21 protein-coding genes are annotated in these 21,794 nt (G+C 39.6%); 9 read left to right on the forward strand and 12 right to left on the reverse strand.

Annotated elements, in window-relative coordinates; translation table 11 throughout:
- Positions 1 to 31: 31 nt before the first annotated feature.
- Positions 32 to 2,338 (reverse strand): hypothetical protein, encoded by a 2,307-nt coding sequence (locus RFH42_RS06955; protein WP_308974878.1) that lies wholly within the window; start codon positions 2,336 to 2,338, stop codon positions 32 to 34.
- A 248-nt stretch (positions 2,339 to 2,586) separates the two neighbouring features.
- Between RFH42_RS06955 and RFH42_RS06960 the strand changes: the two genes are divergently transcribed.
- Entirely contained in the window at positions 2,587 to 4,410 is a 1,824-nt protein-coding gene (locus RFH42_RS06960) for an acyl-CoA dehydrogenase C-terminal domain-containing protein (protein ID WP_308974879.1), read from the forward strand.
- Positions 4,411 to 4,507: 97 nt separating this feature from the next.
- Here the strand turns inward: RFH42_RS06960 and hemW are convergent, their stop codons facing one another.
- Positions 4,508 to 5,662: a radical SAM family heme chaperone HemW gene (gene hemW, locus RFH42_RS06965; protein WP_308974977.1), complete on the reverse strand. Its 1,155-nt coding sequence runs from the start codon at positions 5,660 to 5,662 to the stop codon at positions 4,508 to 4,510.
- A gap of 116 nt (positions 5,663 to 5,778) precedes the next feature.
- Here hemW and RFH42_RS06970 point away from each other — a divergent pair, with 116 nt between their 5' ends.
- The 4 genes from RFH42_RS06970 to RFH42_RS06985 all read left to right on the forward strand — a co-directional run bounded on the left by RFH42_RS06970 (position 5,779) and on the right by RFH42_RS06985 (position 10,165).
- On the forward strand, positions 5,779 to 6,237 hold the full coding sequence (locus RFH42_RS06970; protein WP_308974880.1) for a DMT family transporter: 459 nt from the start codon (positions 5,779 to 5,781) through the stop codon (positions 6,235 to 6,237).
- A gap of 88 nt (positions 6,238 to 6,325) precedes the next feature.
- Complete coding sequence (locus RFH42_RS06975; RefSeq protein ID WP_308974978.1) at positions 6,326 to 7,645, forward strand: MATE family efflux transporter; 1,320 nt, start codon at positions 6,326 to 6,328, stop codon at positions 7,643 to 7,645.
- Between the two features lie 167 nt (positions 7,646 to 7,812).
- Positions 7,813 to 9,117 carry an ABC1 kinase family protein gene (locus RFH42_RS06980; RefSeq protein WP_308974881.1) on the forward strand — a complete coding sequence of 435 codons (1,305 nt, stop codon included), beginning with the start codon at positions 7,813 to 7,815 and terminating at the stop codon, positions 9,115 to 9,117.
- A gap of 238 nt (positions 9,118 to 9,355) precedes the next feature.
- Entirely contained in the window at positions 9,356 to 10,165 is an 810-nt protein-coding gene (locus RFH42_RS06985; RefSeq protein WP_308974882.1) for a tetratricopeptide repeat protein, read from the forward strand.
- A gap of 64 nt (positions 10,166 to 10,229) precedes the next feature.
- Here the strand turns inward: RFH42_RS06985 and crcB are convergent, their stop codons facing one another.
- Positions 10,230 to 10,613, reverse strand: coding sequence for a fluoride efflux transporter CrcB (crcB, locus tag RFH42_RS06990; protein WP_308974883.1), 384 nt, complete (start codon positions 10,611 to 10,613; stop codon positions 10,230 to 10,232).
- 210 nt (positions 10,614 to 10,823) lie between these two features.
- On the opposite strand from crcB, the gene RFH42_RS06995 reads away from it, so the two are divergent.
- A complete protein-coding gene (locus tag RFH42_RS06995; protein ID WP_308974884.1) occupies positions 10,824 to 11,156 on the forward strand; it encodes a HopJ type III effector protein in 333 nt (110 codons plus the stop codon).
- A 53-nt stretch (positions 11,157 to 11,209) separates the two neighbouring features.
- On the opposite strand, the gene blaOXA is transcribed toward RFH42_RS06995, so the two are convergent.
- Positions 11,210 to 12,031, reverse strand: coding sequence for a class D beta-lactamase (gene blaOXA, locus RFH42_RS07000; protein WP_308974885.1), 822 nt, complete (start codon positions 12,029 to 12,031; stop codon positions 11,210 to 11,212).
- 285 nt (positions 12,032 to 12,316) lie between these two features.
- On the opposite strand from blaOXA, the gene RFH42_RS07005 reads away from it, so the two are divergent.
- A complete protein-coding gene (locus tag RFH42_RS07005; protein ID WP_308974886.1) occupies positions 12,317 to 12,658 on the forward strand; it encodes a hypothetical protein in 342 nt (113 codons plus the stop codon).
- Between the two features lie 128 nt (positions 12,659 to 12,786).
- Here RFH42_RS07005 and RFH42_RS07010 read toward each other — a convergent pair whose 3' ends face one another.
- The 3 genes from RFH42_RS07010 to RFH42_RS07020 form a co-directional block, all read right to left on the reverse strand.
- A complete protein-coding gene (locus RFH42_RS07010; RefSeq protein WP_308974887.1) occupies positions 12,787 to 13,197 on the reverse strand; it encodes a GFA family protein in 411 nt (136 codons plus the stop codon).
- A gap of 80 nt (positions 13,198 to 13,277) precedes the next feature.
- Positions 13,278 to 14,477, reverse strand: coding sequence for a TIGR03862 family flavoprotein (locus RFH42_RS07015; RefSeq protein ID WP_308974888.1), 1,200 nt, complete (start codon positions 14,475 to 14,477; stop codon positions 13,278 to 13,280).
- 5 nt (positions 14,478 to 14,482) lie between these two features.
- Positions 14,483 to 15,145, reverse strand: a complete 663-nt coding sequence (locus RFH42_RS07020) for an SAM-dependent methyltransferase (RefSeq protein WP_308974889.1) — start codon at positions 15,143 to 15,145, stop codon at positions 14,483 to 14,485.
- Positions 15,146 to 15,228: 83 nt separating this feature from the next.
- Between RFH42_RS07020 and RFH42_RS07025 the strand changes: the two genes are divergently transcribed.
- Entirely contained in the window at positions 15,229 to 15,402 is a 174-nt protein-coding gene (locus RFH42_RS07025) for a DNA gyrase inhibitor YacG (protein WP_308974890.1), read from the forward strand.
- Positions 15,403 to 15,432: 30 nt separating this feature from the next.
- On the opposite strand, the gene RFH42_RS07030 is transcribed toward RFH42_RS07025, so the two are convergent.
- From RFH42_RS07030 to RFH42_RS07050, 5 genes are all read right to left on the reverse strand, one after another.
- Positions 15,433 to 16,077: an MBL fold metallo-hydrolase gene (locus tag RFH42_RS07030; protein ID WP_308974891.1), complete on the reverse strand. Its 645-nt coding sequence runs from the start codon at positions 16,075 to 16,077 to the stop codon at positions 15,433 to 15,435.
- A gap of 32 nt (positions 16,078 to 16,109) precedes the next feature.
- A complete protein-coding gene (hemH, locus tag RFH42_RS07035) occupies positions 16,110 to 17,120 on the reverse strand; it encodes a ferrochelatase (protein WP_374990820.1) in 1,011 nt (336 codons plus the stop codon).
- Between the two features lie 104 nt (positions 17,121 to 17,224).
- On the reverse strand, positions 17,225 to 18,220 hold the full coding sequence (locus RFH42_RS07040; protein WP_308974893.1) for a DUF4062 domain-containing protein: 996 nt from the start codon (positions 18,218 to 18,220) through the stop codon (positions 17,225 to 17,227).
- Between the two features lie 119 nt (positions 18,221 to 18,339).
- Complete coding sequence (gene murI / locus RFH42_RS07045) at positions 18,340 to 19,230, reverse strand: glutamate racemase (RefSeq protein ID WP_308974894.1); 891 nt, start codon at positions 19,228 to 19,230, stop codon at positions 18,340 to 18,342.
- A 46-nt stretch (positions 19,231 to 19,276) separates the two neighbouring features.
- Positions 19,277 to 19,849, reverse strand: a complete 573-nt coding sequence (locus tag RFH42_RS07050) for a DUF1285 domain-containing protein (protein WP_308974895.1) — start codon at positions 19,847 to 19,849, stop codon at positions 19,277 to 19,279.
- Between the two features lie 221 nt (positions 19,850 to 20,070).
- Between RFH42_RS07050 and RFH42_RS07055 the strand changes: the two genes are divergently transcribed.
- Complete coding sequence (locus RFH42_RS07055) at positions 20,071 to 21,783, forward strand: electron transfer flavoprotein-ubiquinone oxidoreductase (protein ID WP_308974896.1); 1,713 nt, start codon at positions 20,071 to 20,073, stop codon at positions 21,781 to 21,783.
- Positions 21,784 to 21,794: the final 11 nt, after the last annotated feature.

Genomic DNA, 21,794 nt, shown 5'->3' on the forward strand with positions numbered 1-21,794 from the left:
AGCTCCCTTTTATACCAAAATGAAAAAATGATTACTTTTTAAAGTAGCTTGCTACTTTCTCATACACTTCACTGTAAAGTGAATAATCAATAAACTCTTCATCATCTTCAGTAATATTTGCGATAGATTTTGCTGTTAACTGATCTTTTCGAGCATCTAAATAAGTTTGTGCCAAAATTTCAGAAACACGCTTTAACTGTGCTTTTTGCTTAGTATTAAGATCTTCACCTTCAATGAACTGCTGCATATAGTACTGTGCAAACACTGTTTTTGGCTGCTTATACTGTGCAACAAATTTATTCCAAGCTTGACGATCTTTACGTTTCTCCATTGCTTCTGTAGTCACGTCATAAGCTTCACTACCAATACGATCAGCAAATTGATCACGGCGTTCCAACTTATGTTTCACCTCAAGTTTCTCAAGTTCCGCTAACTCTTTACCTTGAGGATCATAAATATCTTGATCAGCATAGCTATAGGCATAAACACGTGCAATTTCACTCAATTCGCGCGGTGTGTAGTACTGAACGATCTGCGGCTTCTCATGACTTAACATCATTAAGAATACTGCCTCATATACCTTACTATAAGAACCCGTACTATCATAAATACGCGCAGCAAGCTCTTCGAGTTGTCGATCAAAAGATTTTACAGATTGTCCAGAAGCCGCTTCAGCGCTGCCTTTATTTCCTAATGCTCGTGTCAAAGACCCGATCATATATTCAAAAGGAGAATCTTTAGTCACTTCTTCAATGCTTTTCGCATTTTTAAATTGGCTACGTGAAATTTTCTTCGCCTGACCATAATTTAAAATATGGTTATCCGAATTGAGTTTAAATGTCCCCATGCCTTGTACATACATATCGACATCGTAATCAACTTTAACTGCACGGCCTTTTTCATCTAAACCAACATCAACTACAAAATCATTTGGTTTTTGAGTTGCTAGTAATGCCTTAATCTCGGTACTGTTATCGGCCCAAAGCTGTTTAAATTCAGCAGCAGTGATTAACTTTTCAGAGCCACTTGCTTCGAACTTTTTAACCAGGTCTTCATACTTATCACTCATGATCAGTTTGAATGGATGCTCAATATCTTCATCTGTACTTGGTAATAAATAAACATAATGCTCTTCTTGGCAATAAGTCACATCACCCATTGAGAAACGCTGTTTACCATCACGTAATGCTTCACACTGTTCTTCTGATAAGCCCTCTTCACGATCATCTTCAGCAGCACGTGCAGCAGCAACATCTGCAGCTGCCGCATCAGCGGCTGAATCTGTTGCAGCGGTGCTTGCTGCTGCAACGTCATCTTCTGCATAATCTGCTGGTACGTGCGCTTCTTCAGCCTCAAGTGCTTCACTCTCATCACTACGATCATGCAGCTTTTCGTTCACTAATCGATAAAGTTTAGTACTGGCTTTATACGCTTCAGCTTCTTCTGCACCCATACCATAGGTACTATATTTATCTTCATCGTATTTACTTGCTTCTTCTGTCATCTTTTCAAGTTTTTCATTAAAAACTTTTTCAAAATCAATCACAGAATGCTTCACGTAACCACGGTTTGCTGCTTCGAAAAAGTTCTGCTGTAACATAAACTCTTCGAGACTCGATTTGAGACGGATTTTTTCAACAACGCCTTGGCTTTTGTCTGCAGCGCTTAAACTTTGACGCTGTAACTTTTCTGGATTCGCCAACAAATAAGGAACAGCGGTATTTTCTTGTAGATAAGTGACTAAGTTTTTATAGTCAATTTTATCAACGATATCTTTATATTCAGAGAAATCAACATAAGCATAGTTATCTTGATTTTCCTGATTCACCATAAATGGCATTACACCGAAGTAATTAATATAAAATTTATGGTTCTTCAAATCCAGCGCCATTGGAACTTTGGTTTGTACCAACAACGTTTGTTTTTCATATTTTGCAGAAAAATCAAAAGTTGCTAGACGCTCACGAAAATCAATAGAGCCTTCATAGCCAAATTGAGTATGTTTTAAAAAGCTGCTGAGAAACTGTTGTGCACGATCTGAGCGTCCAGAACTATCACGACCCGCAATTGCCTCATACAAGTCAGCCTTTTCCTGCTTGCTTAACTTAATATTTTGGGCTGCGATATACTGATCCAATTGACTTTTCAACTTCGCATCGATAACTTGCTTTTCAGCATTGCCCGCTTTTTTCTCAGCAGCAAAATTGACATTGAAACGACCATTAAAATCATAATTTGGGTAGTTATACATGGCATTTAAACCCTGTACCGCACGATCATCCAACTTTACAGCGTTATTCGAATGACTGTTGATCGGATAAGTCGAGCAAGCTGCCATACTTAATCCTAGTAAACATATAGTTAATTGTTTTAAACGCATTAGTTGCTTCACCCCAATTTTAAATTGTAAATAGCTGGTAAATTTAAAAAATACTATCAAAAAATAAACTGGATTGCTCAGCTAATTTCTTCTCATTCGCCTTTCTGACATTTTATTTGCCTTCTATTATCAATGCTTTTTGTATCTAAAAATGAATAATCGAATCATAGATTCAAAGTCCATAACAATTTTTATAGGATTACCGCATGCCTACATATAAAGCGCCCTTACGTGATATTCGTTTTTTAATGAATGAAATGTTCGACTATCCAGCGCATTACAAAACCCTGAAAAATGGTGAAAATGCTGATCCAGATACAGTAGAAATGATTTTGGAAGGGGCTGCCGATTTTTGTGAAAATGTGCTTTCACCGATTTATCACAGTGGCGATGAAGAAGGCTGTCATTTTAATAATGGTGAAGTAACCACACCAAAAGGCTACAAAGAAGCATATGACCAATTTGTACAAAGTGGTTGGCAAGGGCTCTCCTACCCTGAAGAATTTGGTGGTCAAAACCTACCAATGTCTTTGAATTTAATCAAATCTGAAATGATGGGAACAGCAAACTGGTCTTTTACCATGTACCCTGGCCTCAGCATGGGCTGTATGAACACCATCATGCAATTTGGTAGTGATGAACAAAAAAATACCTATATGCCGCACCTCGTTGAAGGCACTTGGTCAGGTACGATGTGCTTAACTGAACCACAATGCGGTACTGACCTAGGGCAGGTAAAAACCAAAGCTACAACGAATGCAGATGGCAGTTATCAAATTACAGGAACCAAAATTTTTATCTCAGCGGGCGAACATGACCTGACCGATAATATTATCCATATTGTACTTGCGCGATTACCAGATGCTCCTCAAGGTACTCGTGGTATTTCGCTCTTTATTGTCCCGAAAGTCCTGATTAATGCAGACGGTAGCTTAGGCGAACGCAACCGTGTTAGCTGTGGTTCTATTGAACACAAAATGGGGATCTGCGCTTCTGCAACTGCGGTATTGAATTTTGACCAAGCCACAGGTTATCTCATTGGTGAACCAAACAAAGGCTTACATGCAATGTTCACCTTTATGAATACAGCACGTATTGGTACAGCAGTACAAGGACTTGCACATGCAGAACTTTCTTTCCAAGGTTCTCTACCTTATGCCAAAGATCGCCTTTCTATGCGTGCGCTTTCAGGTAAGAAAGAACCTGAAAAAGTAGCTGATCCTATTATTTATCATGCCGATGTACGTCGTATGCTGCTCACTCAAAAAGCAATCGCTGAGGGTGGTCGTGCCATGATTTATTATGCAGCTCAAATTGCAGATAAAATGACAGATGCTTTAGCTCAAGGTGATCAAGCCAAATTTGATGAATATGATGACAAGCTAGGCTTCTATACCCCTATTCTTAAAGGCTTCTTGACTGAACTTGGTTTAGAAGCTGCAAACTTAGGGATGCAAGTTTATGGTGGTCATGGCTATATTAAAGAACAAGGGATGGAACAAATTGCGCGTGATGCACGTATTGCAACCTTGTACGAAGGAACAACTGGTGTACAAGCTTTAGATCTGATTGGTCGTAAAGTTTTATTGTCTTCTAAAGGTAAAGTTGTTCGTGAATATACCGCTGAAATCTTAAAGTTCTGTGGTCGCCATGCACGTAATAAATATATGCGCCGTTTTGCTTGGGATCTAACGAAGATTTGTGCACAATGGAATGCTCTCACTGTACGTATTTTACTTGCTGCACGTAAAGACCGTGATATCGTATCAAGTGCTTCTGTAGACTATTTGATGTTCTCTGGCTATGCCATGATGGCGTACTTCTGGGCTCAACAAGCAGCTACTGCATCAGAAATGTTGGAAACAGGTAAAGGTAAAGAAACAACTGAATTCTATAAAGCGAAAATCAAAGTCGCAGATTTCTATTTTGAACGTTTATTACCTCGTGCCCAAGGGCATGCTGAATCTATGGTAAATCCATCAAGTACACTCACCTCTTTACCTGCTGATCATTTTAGCTTTGATTACTAATTTGTTAGGTTAATATGAGAGATTAAACAAGAGCGCTACGGCGCTCTTGTTTTTTGGGGTAATAGTCACACGCTACGCAAATATACCCAACACCACACTATAAAAATGCTTCTAAAACAGAATTTAAAAATAAATGCCCGTGTTCACTGCATGCCAAACGTTCCTGATTTTCAAGCAGCAACCCTTGATGACGTAATTTTTCTAAGACAGGTGCCAGATGTTGTAATGAAAGCCCGGTCCGCTCCTCGTAAGTTTCTGCGGCAACACCCTGATTGAGGCGAAGTGCATTCATCATAAATTCAAAAGGCATATCTTCTGCTGCAATCATCTTAAACTGCTGATTTTCAGCAGGCAACTTCGCCAAATAATCTTTGGGTAATCGTGTCTTTTGGTAGCGATAAACTCCATCAGCTAAAGTTACTTTGCCATGAGCACCCGCACCAATCGCCAAATAATCACCAAATTGCCAATAGTTTAAATTATGTGCCGATGCTCGCTCTTTGCGCCAAGCAGAAACCTCATAATTGACAAAACCCTGCGCGCGTAAATATGCTTCGCCTTGTAATTGAATCTGTTCAAGCACATCATCATGAGGTAATAACGGTTGAGTGCGGAAAAATACAGTATTAGGCTCAATAGTAAGTTGATACCAAGAAATATGTGTTGCACCTTGCTCTACAGCGTACTTTAGATCTAATAAAGCTTGCTCTAGGGTCTGCTCAGGTAAACCATGCATGAGATCTACATTCACACGCTCAAAACCAGCTTCACGTGCTAAACGAATCGCATTTAGTGCATCATGCTCACTATGAATCCGACCTAATTTTTCTAAATGCGTGGTGTTAAAGCTCTGTACACCAACAGATAAACGATTAATCCCTGCTGCTAAATAAGCAGCAAAAGGTTCATGCTCTAATGTACCTGGATTGGCTTCTAAGGTAATTTCACAATTCGATTCAAAAACAACCCATTGTTGTAATTGATTAAATAACCACTGATATCCCTCAGCAGAAATTAATGATGGTGTCCCACCACCAATGAAAATACTATGAATCTGACGATCTTGGATAAAATCAAGTTGAGTTTTAAAATCCTCAACCAAGGCATGTAAATATTCGCGTTCTAATGATAAAGCCAATGCACCATCAGGTACGGCATGTGAATTAAAATCACAGTATGGACATTTACGTACACACCATGGCATATGAATATATAAAGATAATGGAATAGTGCTGGGATTCAAAGCAGACAACGCTAATGCTCTAGGCAAATAAACCTCATTTTAACATGCTTCGATCAGGACTTCGTCACTGTCATCAAATTGTTTTAAACTGAAGAAAAAATAACGACATAATGGACGATCAAAACATGAAAATCACACAACAGCTCTTCTTACTCTTTCCGCTCACTATGGGCATTGGTCTAGCAATGGCAGTACAAACCTCTCTCAACACCCAATTACGCCATGCGGTAGGATCAACATTACTGGCTGCTTTAATTTCATTTATTGTGGGGAGCTGTGTATTAGCCATTTTAGTTTTACTACAAGCAAGCACCAAACCCAGCATATCTGTATTACAACAAGTCCCATGGTATCTTTACTTAGGAGGATGTTTAGGGGTATATGCAATTAGTATAAGCATTTATACTGCACCAAAATTGGGTTTACTCACCTTTACGGGTCTTGTAATCTTTGGTCAAATCATCAGCTCTTTACTCATCGACCATTTCGCTTGGTTTGGGTTAGACAAAACACCTATCTCTTTTACTCGCCTTCTTGGTGCCAGCGCCATTTTCATTGGCGTTTTACTCACACTACAACGTTGATTTATTATCGTTAACACTTCAGTAATAGGTATTTTTTGTGTCAAAAGTCACGCAAGGTCTTTATCAATTTAAACAACTTTCATGGCTGATGCTGCCAATACTCGTCACCCAATTTGCCCAAGCAGGATTTGGTCTCATTGACACCATCATGGCTGGACATATGTCAGCCGATGATCTTGCTGCAATTGGTGTTGCAGTTGGAATTTGGATTCCAATTATGTTGTTATCAAGTGGTATTCTTATTGCGACCACACCTCTCGTTGCACAAGCACGTGGTGCCAATAAACCCCAAGATATTAGCCGTATTGCTCGACAGTCGTTATGGCTGGCACTCATCATTGGCACTTTGGCAGGCCTACTACTACAAATCATGCCGTTATTCCTTGATATGTTACGAGTTCCTACATCATTACAGCCCAAAGCCAGTTTGTTTCTGCATGCAATTGGTATTGGTATGCCTGCTGTTACCATGTATGCAGCATTACGTGGTTACTCTGAAGCTTTAGGCTACCCACGACCTGTTACAGCAATCAGTTTAATTGCTCTCGTGGTCCTCATTCCTTTAAATTATATTTTTATGAATGGGATTGGGCCAATCCCCCACTTAGGTAGTGCGGGCTGTGGATTTGCAACCTCTATATTGCAATGGTTAATGTTCATAGCATTAGCTGCTTTTATTTTTAAAGCCAAACGCTACCAAAGCACTCCCGTGTTTGATCGTATGGAACCTATTGATGCAACATGGATTAAACGCATTTTAAAGCTTGGCCTGCCCATTGGTCTTGCTATCTTTTTTGAGGTCAGTATTTTTAGTACCGCTGCCATTGTGCTTAGCCCGCTTGGTGCAGTAACCATTGCTGCTCATCAAATTGCCATGTCCGTTACTTCAGTTTTATTTATGATTCCAATGTCCTTGGCCATTGCCCTTACCATCCATATTGGCTTGTATTATGGCGAGAAAAACTGGATAGCTATTCGTAAAGTGCAACAAGTTGGCCTAATCATGAGTACACTGTTTGCACTCATTACCATGTCTTTGATTTGGTTCTTCCGCCCTGAAATTATTGCACTTTATAATGATGACCCATGGGTGCGTGATGTCACCATGTACTTGTTGCTCTTTGCAATGGCCTATCAGCTCATGGATGGTTGGCAAGTCAGTGCTGCTGGCTGTTTACGTGGTCTGCAAGATACTCAAGGCCCAATGTGGATTACAATGCTGGCATACTGGGTCATCGCGTTCCCTGTCGGGATTTATCTAACACGTTATACAGATATTGGCGCCGCAGGTGTTTGGATTGGTCTGATTGTTGGTCTGAGTATCGCCTGTATCTTATTATTAGTACGACTACATGTGATGAATAAGCGCTGTGCTTCATTACCACAAGAACCACTACAATCAAGCTAAAAGCGCTTTGCTTCACAAGCCACAGTAAAGTGAAAGGCAGTTAAGTTTTTCACTTTACTGATTTTCCGATAAAATATTACAACTCATTAACAATTAGAACTAGGCAGGTGAGTATTTGTCACCTATGATCAATCGAGACTTGATGTAAGTTTGGGGATTTAAAACGAATGGCAAAAAATAATGCAAGCGCAGGTCGTCGCTTTATGAAACTGGCCAGTATGACAGCCAGTATTGCAACCAAGACTGTTAGTAATTCCATTCGTAATTTAACTGCTGATGAAGAGAAAAAAAATCAAGCACGCAGCGAGCTGTTCCAAACTATTGGTTTACAAATTGCCGAAACCTTAGGTGAGATGAAAGGTGCAGTCATGAAAGTTGGACAGATTGCATCACAGTACAAAGATATTTTCCCACCCGAAGTAGCCAAAGCAATTGCCAAATTACAACGCCAAGCGCCAGCAATGCCCTTTGAACAAATTAAACAACAAGTCGAAAAAGAATTTGGCAAACCGTTAGCAGACGTATTTACCAGCTTTGAACAACAACCTTTTGCAGCAGCTTCTATTGGTCAAGTACATCGCGCCACCCTTCCTAACGGTGACAATGTTGTTGTAAAAGTACAGTATCCTGGTGTAGATGAAGCTTGTGAAAGTGACCTTAAGCAAGTCCGTTTGGCTTTACGTCTTATGGGTGTACTTAAAGTTGATAAAAAACTACAAGATCGCCTATTTGAAGAAATTCAAGAAAGTCTGCATGAAGAACTAAACTATGAAATAGAAGCTCAAAACCTTAGAGTCTTCAAAACCTTTCACGAAGCTTTAGACAGTAAAATTATCATTCCACATGTATATGAAGAATACTCCAGCCGCCGTGTACTAACCTTAAGCCTAGAATTAGGTGAAAGTATAGAAACAGCAAGTACTTGGGATCTTGATATACGTAATCAACTTGGACAACGTTTAATTCAAGCGCTAGGCCAACAAATTTTCTACTTAAAGCGTTTCCACTGCGACCCTCATCCAGGCAACTTTGCCTTTCGTCAGGATGGTAGTGTAATTATTTATGACTTTGGCGGTGTTAAGACACTTTCAACTGACTTATTACAGCATTTTACTACGCTAATTCAAGCAGGGCGCCGTGGAGACATTGACACGATAGAAAACCATCTTATCGCGTTAAATGCTTTAGCTGAAAAAGGACAATTCCCAGCAGAGCTCTATCTTGCTTGGATCGAAATTTTCTTGCGCCCACTCGTCACCTATTATGACTTTGCAGAAAACTCCTCACACCATGACGGTATGCGCTTGGTGAAACAATCATTAAAATATTGGGATGTCTTTAAACCTTCACCAGACACACTCATGGTGAACCGTACCATCTCTGGCCATTACTGGAATTTGATTCATCTAAAAGTCCATGATGATCTCAGTGAGCTCTTTGAATCATTAGTACCTAAAGACTCTAACCATTAAGTTACGTTAACTTTAGTTCAGTACAGTTGTATTTAGATCATTGTTAACTAAATGGTCTAGTATGATGATGCAAGGCGATCGATAAAGTTTTACGTAATCTATGTGGTGATTGGACAGTGTGCCCATACCATATCGAAGCATACGAGTACTTTTCAACCAAAGCTTAGATATTCTTTTTTTAATTTACATCAGCGTTGATCTAACTGTCGTGGTGATGTTAGCGATGAGGTAAGGGGAAGTGAAAAAAATTACTGTTGTCGGTGCATTATTTTTAGCTGCTGTACTGAGTTTTGCTCCATGTAAGGTTTGGGCACAAAGTTTAAATTTTAATGAACTTCAAGACCGAGCTTTGCAAGGTAATGCAGTGGCACAAACTCAACTAGGAATGTTGTATGACGAGGGCCGTGGTGTGCCACAAGACTATGCGAAGGCCTTGGCGTGGTACCACAAAGCAGCTGCTCAGGGGCATGCGGCTGCACAAACTAATATTGGGACGAAGTATGCTCAAGGTCATGGTGTAACTCAAGATTATGCACAAGCATTGGTATGGTATAACAAAGCTATAGTGCAAGGATATGCCCCAGCACAATTTAACATTGGCAGTATATATGCCTATGGCCATGGTGTAGCACAAGATTATGCACAAGCATTAAATTGGTATCGTAAAGCTGCAGCTCAGGGCAATGCTGCCGCCCAATATAACCTTGGTGTAATGTATAGCGATGGCCGTGGTGTGGTACAAGATAATGTACAAGCATTGGCATGGTATCAACGAGCGGCAGATCAAGGTGACAGTTCTGCGCAAAATAATCTTGGGATGATGTATGTACAAGGCCAAGGTGTTGCTGTAAATCATGCTTTATCACAACAATGGTTTTTAAAAGCTGCAAATAGTGGCAATGCAAATGCGCAGTTTAATCTCGCTATGGGCTATCTTACAGAAGACCATGATGCAGCAAAAAATAAAAAACGAGCGTTGTATTGGCTCAACAAAGCAGCAAAACAAGGTCATACTGAAGCAAAAGTTACTTTGGATAAATTACAATAAGAATTAATCAGTTCAAGAAAAAATTCTATTTTTGAGTACTTTTATTTTTAAGGGGAGCACCATATTAAGTACGTACTGAGAATAATAGCTGCAATAAAGCATAACCAATGGCCAAGGCAATAACACCAATAAAGAGACTACTCAACGCATAAGTTAAAGCAAGCGGCCATTGGCCTTGTTTTAGCAAGAGAAAAGTTTCTAAACCAAAACTAGAAAAAGTTGTAAACCCACCGAGTACACCCACCATTAACAATAGGCGAGCCTCTTGTTGTAAGGTGGGAAAACTTTGACTTAAGGCAAAAAATATTCCTGCACACAGACAACCAATAATATTGATCCACCATGTTGCCCATGGAAAAATATGGCTTGGCTGGCTGATATAGAGCCCTAATCCATAGCGACTCATTGCCCCAAGCGCACCACCACACGCAACCAGTAACCAATTCATAAATCTTTCCTCTCCAAATACTCGTCTAGTTAAATCTAAATCTTAAATAGTTGGCCTTATGCGGATAACATTAAAGTTATCCACAATATCCATCAACCTAATCAAAGTTAGCTCTAAGATAGGCTAGCAATTCATACAATCGTGGCAAAATACTTCGCCCACTTGGGCTTTTTGGTTATGATGCCTAAATTAACCACAAGGAATAAATCTATGTCTTTGCAACTACTTGAACAACTGCAACAAGGCCAAGCTCAATTTAGTGATGTACTCGCTTTCATTGATGCACATTACCAGCATCGCCCAACAGCATTTAAAAATGGTGCTCAACACAATGCAGCAACAGAAAATCAAGGTAGTGCTAAAGTATTTAGCTTTGCTCAACTTGAAAATTTAGACCCTGCACAAACTTTAAGTCTGTTTGCTGAACATTATCAAGCAGTTTTGGCAACTCCTGAAGGTACTGACCACCAAAATATCCGTCAGTTTATGCTCAATGGATGGAGTGGTATTGAGTTTGAAGGTGCTGCCTTAACAGCAAAATAAGCAGCATTCAGCCCTTCGATGTATAAGCAAGGGCTGATCAAATATTGAATAAATTAAATAATTCCTAAGCTCGTCAATGACTTTAACAAGATGTCATTACGTATTGCACCTGACATTTTAGGTTTCATTTCCATATTCAATGAAAATGGAACGATATCACCATGAGTACGCTCCACCCAACCTGTCAGCCATCCGACTTGTGGATCTACATCCATGCCCCAACCACTCTTAGCATAAATTTTATTACCATTGATTTCTTGTACTAACAACATATCTTTAACACTTTGTTGTACTTGAGTTTTGAAAGGCAATTGTTGACGTGCCAATTGATCTACAAACTTAAGCTCTTGAACTGGTGTAATTTTTAATGGACCAACCAACCAAAAGTTGTCCACTTGATCCCCCACTTGCGCATTACCAAAATTGATCCGTTTAAGCTCTTGTGCCATGAGATCTATACCAATACGCTTAGCCAATGATTGATAAACAGGAACAGCTGAAAGCTTCATGGCCTCTACCATATTCATATCTTTTTCCCAACTTTCAAAGGAGCGCTTTTTTCCATCCCATTTAAATACTTCATCCACACTTACTTTATTGTGCTCTAACCCAATTAAGGCATTGACGATTTTAAAAGTTGATGCAGGTACATACTCGCTATTGGCTCGACTTAGATCATTACCATAACTGTGTATTCCATCTTTTTTTAGGACCACAATAACGCCATGAGTTTGTATTTGATCAAAATAGGACTTAATTTCCTGTTGTTGAGCAGACACAGTGCTCACAGGTTTAAATGATGGTTGCAAAGAGGTACAAGCCGTTAAACTTAAAAGTGTTGATAATACTAAGCAAGAGAACACTGTTTTTTTCATCACAAACCTTTTAGACAGACAAAATCAAATCAACTAGACTGAATAGCATAATATTTTTATAGAAAAATAAATTTTAAAATCACAGATAAACAACTAAAAAATGATGAGCATATCGTTCAATTGAAGTACTTTAAAATAAATAAACGATGCTATTTATGACTGTTCTATTTACTTAAAATCAGTTCATAAAATATATTCTTGCAAGCATGAAAAGGATTTAAAATTTATATCAATCACATGAGTTATCAATGCAATAGAAATACCAAAACCTCGGATTAAACGAAAATGATCTACACTTGGAATGAGTTCGAACAGCGACTTATTATTTATCGAGATACCGTTATAGACCTGTCTCGAATGCTATCTGTTTATGAAAATCATATTAAATCACTTATCATTAAAATTAAACAACTTACCTTCGAACAAGCTGTTCCTATATTTGATGAGCTCTATGAAATACAGGGTTACTTAGCCTCTGCTCAACACGGCTATGACCTACAGTTAAATCATGAACTCTCTCTGTTTGTTTATCATTTTGATCGAGCGTATGACGAATATATAAGACAATATTGGTATCAACAGTTTCTACAGAACAACATCACTTGGCCACTACCAGAAGACAAGTAAGCACTCGTTACTCTTATGCAGTACATAACAAAGACTTGCCAATATATTCCTTAACTAAAGCAACATGATGCCTGAACATCATGTCGTTAGGCGCTTGTATTTATCTGAATTTCGATCCTGATTTACACTTAAGGACGAGTGTCGTACTGAGGTAAATCGTCACAAATATTTTCCCATTCTGCCTTAGATCCAACAAAAATATGCTGTGTTGGTCGCTGTGTCAGCGGTGTATCTAAGGTCCCTATACGTAAACGATATAGATCTGGAGTATCTGCCTTAATACTTATAATGGGTGCTGCACATTCACTGCAAAAACAACGCGTAGTTGTCGGAGTGGATGGGTACTTTTTCAGTAGATGTTCGCCTTGAGTAATCCGAAAATCACTAACCTTAATTGGTGCATTACTTGCATAAGCAGTGCCATTGGCTTTACGACAACGCTGACAATGACACAGTAAAATTGGACCAATTTCGCCATGAATTTCATAGCGAATACCACCACATAAACAACTTCCTGTATAAATTTGATCTGCTGACATGCGGATTCTCTAGTGATATAAAAAACCAAACTAGCATATCCCTCTCTGCTCACACAACATGTTAACGCTATTCTAGACGCTTAATTCAATACCATCTTATGTACAGCCTGTGCAGCTGCGCGCCCTGTAGCAAAACAAGCTGTTAACAGATAACCTCCTGTTGGTGCATCCCAATCTAACATTTCACCACAACAAAATACGGCTGGATGTTGTTTCAATTGTAGATCATCCGTCAATGCACTTTGCTTAACCCCTCCAGCACAGCTAATAGCTTCATCAATCGCTCTAAAACCATCTAAATGAACTGTTAATTGTTTGATGTGTCGTGCCAATACGCTCGGATTATTCCAATCCTTTTTAGCAACCAACTCTCGGATTAAGCCTGCTTTAGTCTGATCTATACCAATTTTACGCCAGAGGTTTGCCGTAGATTGCTTTTTGCTAGATTGCAACTTCTGCACTAACTCCACTTCAGTCAGTTCAGGCAGCAGATCAAGCTTTAATGTCATCTGTCCAGTTGCTAAAAGCTGTTGTCGTAGGGCTCTATTTTGCTTGTAAATTAAACCGCTTTCTAAACCATAATGACTCAGCACAATATCGCCGATACTTTTTTCTGCACCATCCACCCAAGCAGCAACACGTTTTAAAGGCTGTCCAAATAAAGGCTGCATATAGCTCGACCAAATATGGCACACTCCAGCATTACTGGCTTGAAAAGCATTTAACTCATCTGCTTTTAGCCATTGTTGCCAAGTACCATCACTACCAAGTTGTGGCCAAGAGACTGCACCACAAGCAAGAATAATGGCATCAAAAACCTTTTGTTGTTGTTTTTGTTGTTTAATATCTAAAATCGTGAGTATTTGCCCAGTCAAATGTTCTACACGATGACGATAATGAAACTGTACCTGATGCTCAGCAAGACGTCTTAACCAGGCACGAAGTAATGGGGCTGCTTTCATCTCTAAAGGAAAAATTCGCCCTGAACTTCCAACATAACTCTCAATACCTAAGCCTTGCATCCATTGTCTAATCCACTTTGCATCACAACTGTGAATCCATGGTGCCAACCATTCAGCCTGATCATAACGCCCAATAAACTGTGTTAGCTCTTCTGCATGGGAAATATTTAACCCCGTCTTCCCTGCCATCAAAAACTTACGTGCAGCTGAAGGCTTATGTTCATAAACATGAATTTCATAATCATACTGACTCAATACTTCTGCAGCCATCAAACCTGCAGGGCCAGCACCTACTATTGCAATGCATTTCTTAGTCATAGAGTCTAAACAATCTCACCCAAATCAGTTTGCGTATCATGGCCAATCACTTTGCCCTGTAAAGGCATAAAGTCATCAAACCGAGTACGATATTGCTCTGGTTTAGTTATGATAAGTTGCTGACACAATTCATTACGTGCTAAATATTTAACTTCAAAATGTGTTCGTGCCGAATCAGCTGCTATTTTTTCTAAACAATAAGGTAACTGCCATACATGATCTAACTGCTGCTGGGCTTCGCTAATATACTCAGGAATATTACTTGCTAAGGTAATACTTGCTCCAGGCGCCATACGTGACAATAAAAATTCAAAGAACGGCATGTTTAACCAACGCTGTGCCGAGTTATGCGGTTCAGGATTAGGATATAAAATAAAAAGTTGTTGTACTTGTTTTGGATATAACGCATGAACCATCCAAGCAATTGCATCAGCATGCACAATACTCAAGCTTTCTCGTGGACTTAGCTCAAGTTGCTTTTTCATTGCCAAAAATTTTTCACGCGTACGTTCAATTGCAACCAAATGCTGTGTCGGATTGTTTTGGCTAAACAGTAAAGCATGTTTACCCTTACCTGCCCCAATTTCAATACACAGGGCTTGTTCGGGAATAGCTTGAAACTCACGCGGAGCATGAATACGCTGCGCTTGAAATTGACGAATCGGCATAATCAGATCAAACTTATAAAAATCACGCTAAGTCTAACAATTCTGTTTAGACTTTCCTATTGGTTCGTGACTTTGGAGTTATTATGCCGCGCACTTTCCCATGCCCTCGTTGTGGACAAAATTCAACTTGGGAAGATAATGATTTTCGACCTTTTTGTTCAGATCGTTGTAAATTAATAGATCTAGGTGCTTGGGCAAATGAAGACTATAAATTGCCTACAGAAGATGCACCGCAGGCTGAACAAGATATCTACTAGAGTATTTGCCTGCGATACAGTCTCAATGTTTTAACCAGCTTGACCTGCAACAAATGGATTACTGCGTTTCTCTTCACCAATGGTACTTATTGGGCCATGACCCGAAATAAAGCGTGTTTGTTCAGGTAGGCTAAAACATTCCCGTCGGATTGAGTCGAGCAATTGCTGATGATTGCCTTGTGGAAAGTCTGTACGCCCAATAGATCCCTTGAACAATACATCACCCGTCCAAAGCAAGTCATTGTTTTTATTATAGAACATAACATGGCCTGGAGTATGACCTGGTGCAAAGCGAACCTCAAACTCCTCATGACCAAGTTTTAATATTTCACCACCTTCAAGCCACTGTGAGACTTCCACATTCTCAGGAATAGGAAAACCATAACGTGCAGAGACCTCTTGAATCATGTCTAACCAAAATTGGTCTGCATGATGTGGGCCAATTACAGGCACTTGCCATGCTTTAGCCAAAGCACCAACGGCCCCAGCATGATCAAGATGACCATGTGTTAACCATAATGCTTTTACATTCAGCCCCAGGGCCTCAACCTCACGTAACAACTTTTCTGGTTCACCACCAGCATCTATCAGTACGGCATCTTTGCTCTCAGAATCCCATAAAATTGAACAGTTCTGAGCAAATGCAGTCACTGGTACGATTTTGACTTGTAACATAAAGGCCTCAAAAAATAGGATGTGTTCATTCGCTAAACACGATAACTCAACCTTATAGCATCGAGCTGGGTTTGAAGTAAATGTACAAGCAGTTCAATATGTGCAGTATCTTGATTTAACGCTGGAATATATTCATATTTTTTCCCACCTGCTGCTAAAAACAGTTCTGCATTTTGTAATGCCAATTCTTCTAAGGTTTCTAAGCAATCTGCTGAAAATGCTGGACTTAAAATCTGTACAGATTGTACTCCTTGTTCTGCCCATTGTTGTAATAGTTGGTCAGTATAAGGTTTTACCCACTCTTGTTTTCCAAAACGAGATTGAAAGCTAATCGCCCATTGTTCAGGTTCTAAATGAAGTGCCTTAGCCAGTTTTTCTGCGGTCACACGACAGCGATCCGCATAAGGGTCGCCCTTATCTGCATAAGGTTGTGGAATACCATGAAATGACATTAATAATTTTTCTGCACAGCCATTTTCTTGACGATAAACTCGGACACTCTGCGCTAACGCTTCAATATAATCAGGGTGTTGGTAATAATCACGAATAACACTGATTCCTGGCAAATTACGTTGAGTTTTCACCCAATTTGCCAAGGCATCATATAAAGGTGCTGTCGAAGTTGCAGAGAACTGAGGAAACAGGGGTAACAGCACAATATGGTCATAACACTGTATTGTAGCTTCTGCCAAGACCTGTTGAATGCCAGGATTACCATAAGTCATCGCAGGCACAATAGTAACGTCAAGATCAGTGTTTTTCGTAGTTAACTGTTGTTGTAAGGCAGCAACCTGAGCATTTAAAATTTTACGCATTGGTGAGTCATCTGACCAAATCTTGCTATAGGCTTCTGCAACGCGATGCGGTCGAAATGGTAAAATAAAGCAATGTAAAATTATTTTCCACAATACTCGGGGAATTTCGATTACACGCGAATCTGACAAAAACTCTTGTAAAAAATGACGTACTGCTGGCACTGTAGCAGCATCAGGTGTACCTAAATTAGCAACAATTAACAATACATTAGGTTTAGTCTCAGACATCACTCTTTATTCTGCTCAATACTATTGTTTACAGCATACTTGATCACTCTCACCTGCACAAACGCTGTAAACTTATCATTAAAATGTTTTCGTCAGCCACCCGACTATACACACGTCATTTCCCTCACCAACAATAAACCCTTATTGGTGATCTTCCAAAGTTTACGCTGCCGATCATCTCGTCCCACTGGCGTAATCCAATCATTACGATACATTTGTTGTTTAATACTACGTAAAGCTCTCGAATGCACTTGTACCTGAGCTACAGTATGGACTTGTGGTATTTCAGCTTGGGCATCCTGTAAGGCTTGTTGTTTGAGATAGTCATTAATCACGATTGAGAATAAAGTCTCTGCCTGAGCTTGCCGAAACACGCCAGATAAAATCTGTAATAGCGCTCCCCATGTTAATTGCCGAGTCATTGCTAACTCTTGAATATAATTCGTTTGATAAGCATGCATGTGGTATTCAAAACTAAATAACTCATCAACAGATACAACGGGTAAAGAGGAGAATGAATCGAATACCTCATCCTCTCGCTCCATTCGTGCTTGAGCTAATTTTACTTTTAAGTGATCAATTTCATCTTGAAATACCTGTAAACTTTGCGGACGAACCCACCCAATTGTAGGATGATGTTCAATTAGTTTAGGCATATGACGTCGTGCAAGTGACTCTAAATCTCGAAGTTCACGATACAACACAACATGATCAACTTCTTTCAATAACTGATGGCGGAAACTTCTAAATTTTTGTTGTAGTTCAATATCAGAATCTTGTAATTCAATGGCACGTTCAAAAGGCTGATCATGCATAAGCACAATAATGGGTTTTTGCTTCGTTACTGCATAAATATATTCAAGATGCATATAGCCAATACCTGATGCAGATAGCTCACCATACTGACTCCCCAATAACAATAAAACATAATCACAATCTTCGATTTGACGGCGTGAATAAGCTCGCCCAAGCGCTGATCTCGACTCTAAGCCCCAAATAAAAAACCCCATTCCCATTAAAGTTTGCATAACCACTTCACGTTCGGGCTGCATGTCTTTACCAGAGGTAATTAAAAATACTTGATAACGTCGGTCCAACATAGACCACTCCAATATTCACTTGCCTTCATTGAACCTGATTGGTCTAACGAAATATGCAAAATTAATTATGTCACTTTTCTTGGTTTAATATCAGATAGATCAAATCATTAATGATTGGGTTATTGGCTATTGTTTTCAGTAGTAACGTCCACATGTTCAATCGACCACCGAAGATCTGTAGGGATTAAATGCGTTAATACAGAGCGTAAATGTTCAACATTGTGACCTGTGACAACACATTGTATCTGTACTCGTGTGGGATCCGCAACTTGTGCTAATAAACCATGTTTAATCAAGACACGAGAGGTCTGACGTGCAACCGCAAGCCCTGAATCAATGAGGTTTAAACGCTGACCATAGAGTAGTTCGATACTTTGTTTTAAAAATGGATAATGAGTACAACCCAAAACTAAATAATCAATTCCTTGCTCCACAGCAGGATCGAGCAATTTACGTAATGTGTCGCGACATTGCGGACTGTTCGCTTGGTCATTTTCAACATAAGGAACAAGATCTAAACATGTAAATGTAAGTACTTCAACTTGCGCTGGTTCAGCAAAACCAGAGATGACATCTTTAATTAATTTACCGCGAAAAGTTGCAGGCGTTGCTAATACTGCAACTTTCTTTGTTTTACTTTGAAGTACAGCTGGCTTCAATGCTGGTACTAGACCAATAATTGGAAAATGCTCACCATAATGATCACGCAAATAATCAAGGCTAAAAGCTGAAGCACTATTACATGCCACCACTGCAATTTTACAACCTTGTCGATATAACCATTCTATTGCGTGTGCAGTCAGTTGCCGAATATCATCTGCATCACGAGGACCATAAGGTACATGTGCTGTATCGGCAAAATAGATAAACCTTTCTTGTGGTAAATGACGGGCAATATCATTTAACACGGATAAGCCCCCAACCCCAGAATCAAAAATACCAATTGGCGCATCAGCACGTGCTGAGGGCATTGGTTCATCGTCTATCCAAGTCGGGTCAAGTGCAATCATGATGTGGATCAATAAAGTGTAATAAATCTGCCATCAAGCTTAAACCTCAGCTGTGTAAATGCAAGTGCAAATCACCACTTCTTAGGGATAAAATGATCTGTCCTTGTGCATTTTCGCTCATCTCTCCCATATTGACCAAGTGATAGAAAGCCGAGCGTTGGATTAAAGCATCTAAACCAAATCTGACATGTACATAGGGGCGCAATTCTCCGCCGTATTCACGCATTTCAATTGGATGTTCAGCATTAACAATAACGACATCTCCATGTCGGGTTTTGAGTTGAATATATGTTTGTCCATCAAGTTCAATCTGATCAGCTTCTGTCACCAATAAAGGGACATCTTCCACCGTGATTTCAATCTGTTCTACTGGTGTCTTTAAATAATACTTTTCCTGTTCTTTCCAGAGTACTGAACTAAACAAATCTAAAAGTGCCTGCCGACGAATCAATTGACCTTCGTGCCACCATTCTCCATTTGATTTAATCAACAGATTCATTTTGCCGCAATGCTTTGGTTGCCACTCATGTAAAGGAGGTATTGACCGTTTATGACCTAACTGTTCAGTTTTAAGGTATTGTGCTACACGCATTAAGTTTTTATCATCAGTGTTTGGCATTTAGTTCGCCTCTTTTGGTGAATATTTATGTTTTACCATAAGTTATGCCTAGCTGACGTCAAAAAATAATGGCTCAGCCAATTGGCGGATGAATGGATTAAAACTATACTAGCCCAAACAAAAGCAATGGTACGATAACTCGTCCCTAACTAAAAGCATACTCATGGCAGCACCGTGATTATTGACACGGTTGCCACCCTTATCCATATGAGGAGTCCGACATGGAGCACATCGAACGCGAATCGATGGAGTTTGACGTCGTTATCGTCGGCGCAGGCCCTGCAGGTCTATCTGCTGCGATTAAAATTCGTCAACTAGCAATTGCAAACAATCTTGCAGATTTATCTGTATGCGTCGTAGAAAAAGGCTCCGAAGTTGGTGCTCATATTCTATCAGGTGCTTTGCTTGAGCCTCGCGCCCTGAATGAATTATTCCCAGATTGGAAAGAATTAGGTGCACCTGTTAATGTACCTGTGACAGAAGATAAGACATTCTTCCTACTTTCTGAATCTACATCGAAAGAAGCCCCTCATTGGATGGTTCCAAAAACGATGCATAATGATGGCAACTATGTCATTTCATTAGGCAACGTGGTTCGCTGGTTAGGTCAAAAAGCAGAGGAACTAGAAGTTTCTATTTTCCCAGGCTTTGCTGCTTCTGAAATTTTGTATCATGAAGATGGTACAGTAAAAGGCATTCAAACTGGTGATATGGGGATTGGTAAAGATGGTAAGCCAACGCATAACTTCACACCAGGTTATGAGTTACATGCAAAATATACATTATTTGCAGAAGGTTGCCGTGGCCACTTAGGTAAACGCCTCATTTCTAAATTCAACTTAGACAAAGATGCAGATCCTCAACATTATGGTATTGGCATCAAAGAGCTATGGGAAATTGATCCAGCTAAACACAAAGCTGGTTTAGCTATGCATGGTACTGGCTGGCCATTAACTGAAACTGGTTCTACTGGTGGTTGGTGGTTATACCATGCTGAAAATAACCAAGTTACCTTGGGTATGATCGTAGATTTATCTTATCAAAATCCGCATATGTATCCATTTATGGAAATGCAGCGCTGGAAGACTCATCCTCTAATCAAACAGTATCTAGAAGGTGGTAAACGTATTTCTTACGGTGCTCGTGCCGTAGTGAAAGGTGGTCTCAATGCTCTACCTAAGCTTACTTTCCCAGGCGGTTGTTTGATTGGTGATGATGCTGGCTTCTTAAACTTTGCCAAAATCAAAGGCTCACATACAGCAATGAAGTCAGGCATGCTTTGTGCTGAAGCAGTATTTGAAGCAATTCAAGCTGGTGTAGAAAAAGGTGGTGATCTTGCCTATGCTCGTGTCACTGAAGGTGAAGATTTCTTTGCGAAAGAACTCACTGCTTACACGACTAAATTTAACAACAGCTGGTTAAAAGAAGAGTTATATAACTCTCGTAACTTTGGTCCAGCAATGCATAAATTTGGTCTATGGATTGGTGGTGCATTTAACTTTATCGACCAAAATGTCTTTAGAGTACCATTTACATTACGTGATCTTGCAACAGACTTTGGTGCATTAAAAACCGTCGATACTGCAAATGTTAAACCAAACTATCCTAAACCAGATGGTAAATTAACTTTCGACCGCTTATCTTCAGTTTTTGTTTCAAATACAGTACATGAAGAAAACCAGCCTGCTCATTTAAAATTGACAGATGCGAGTATTCCGGTTGATGTAAACTTACCAAAATGGGATGAACCTGCACAACGTTACTGCCCTGCTGGTGTGTATGAAATCATGGAAAATGAAGACGGTTCTAAGCGTTTCCAAATTAATGCTGCAAACTGTGTTCACTGTAAAACATGTGATATCAAAGACCCTAGCCAAAATATTACTTGGGTATGCCCAGAAGGCGGCGGTGGTCCAAACTATCCAAATATGTAAGTAATGTTATC

It is taken from the genome of Acinetobacter rudis, from assembly GCF_031157835.1.
In the GTDB taxonomy this organism is placed as follows: Bacteria; Pseudomonadota; Gammaproteobacteria; order Pseudomonadales; family Moraxellaceae; genus Acinetobacter; species Acinetobacter rudis_A.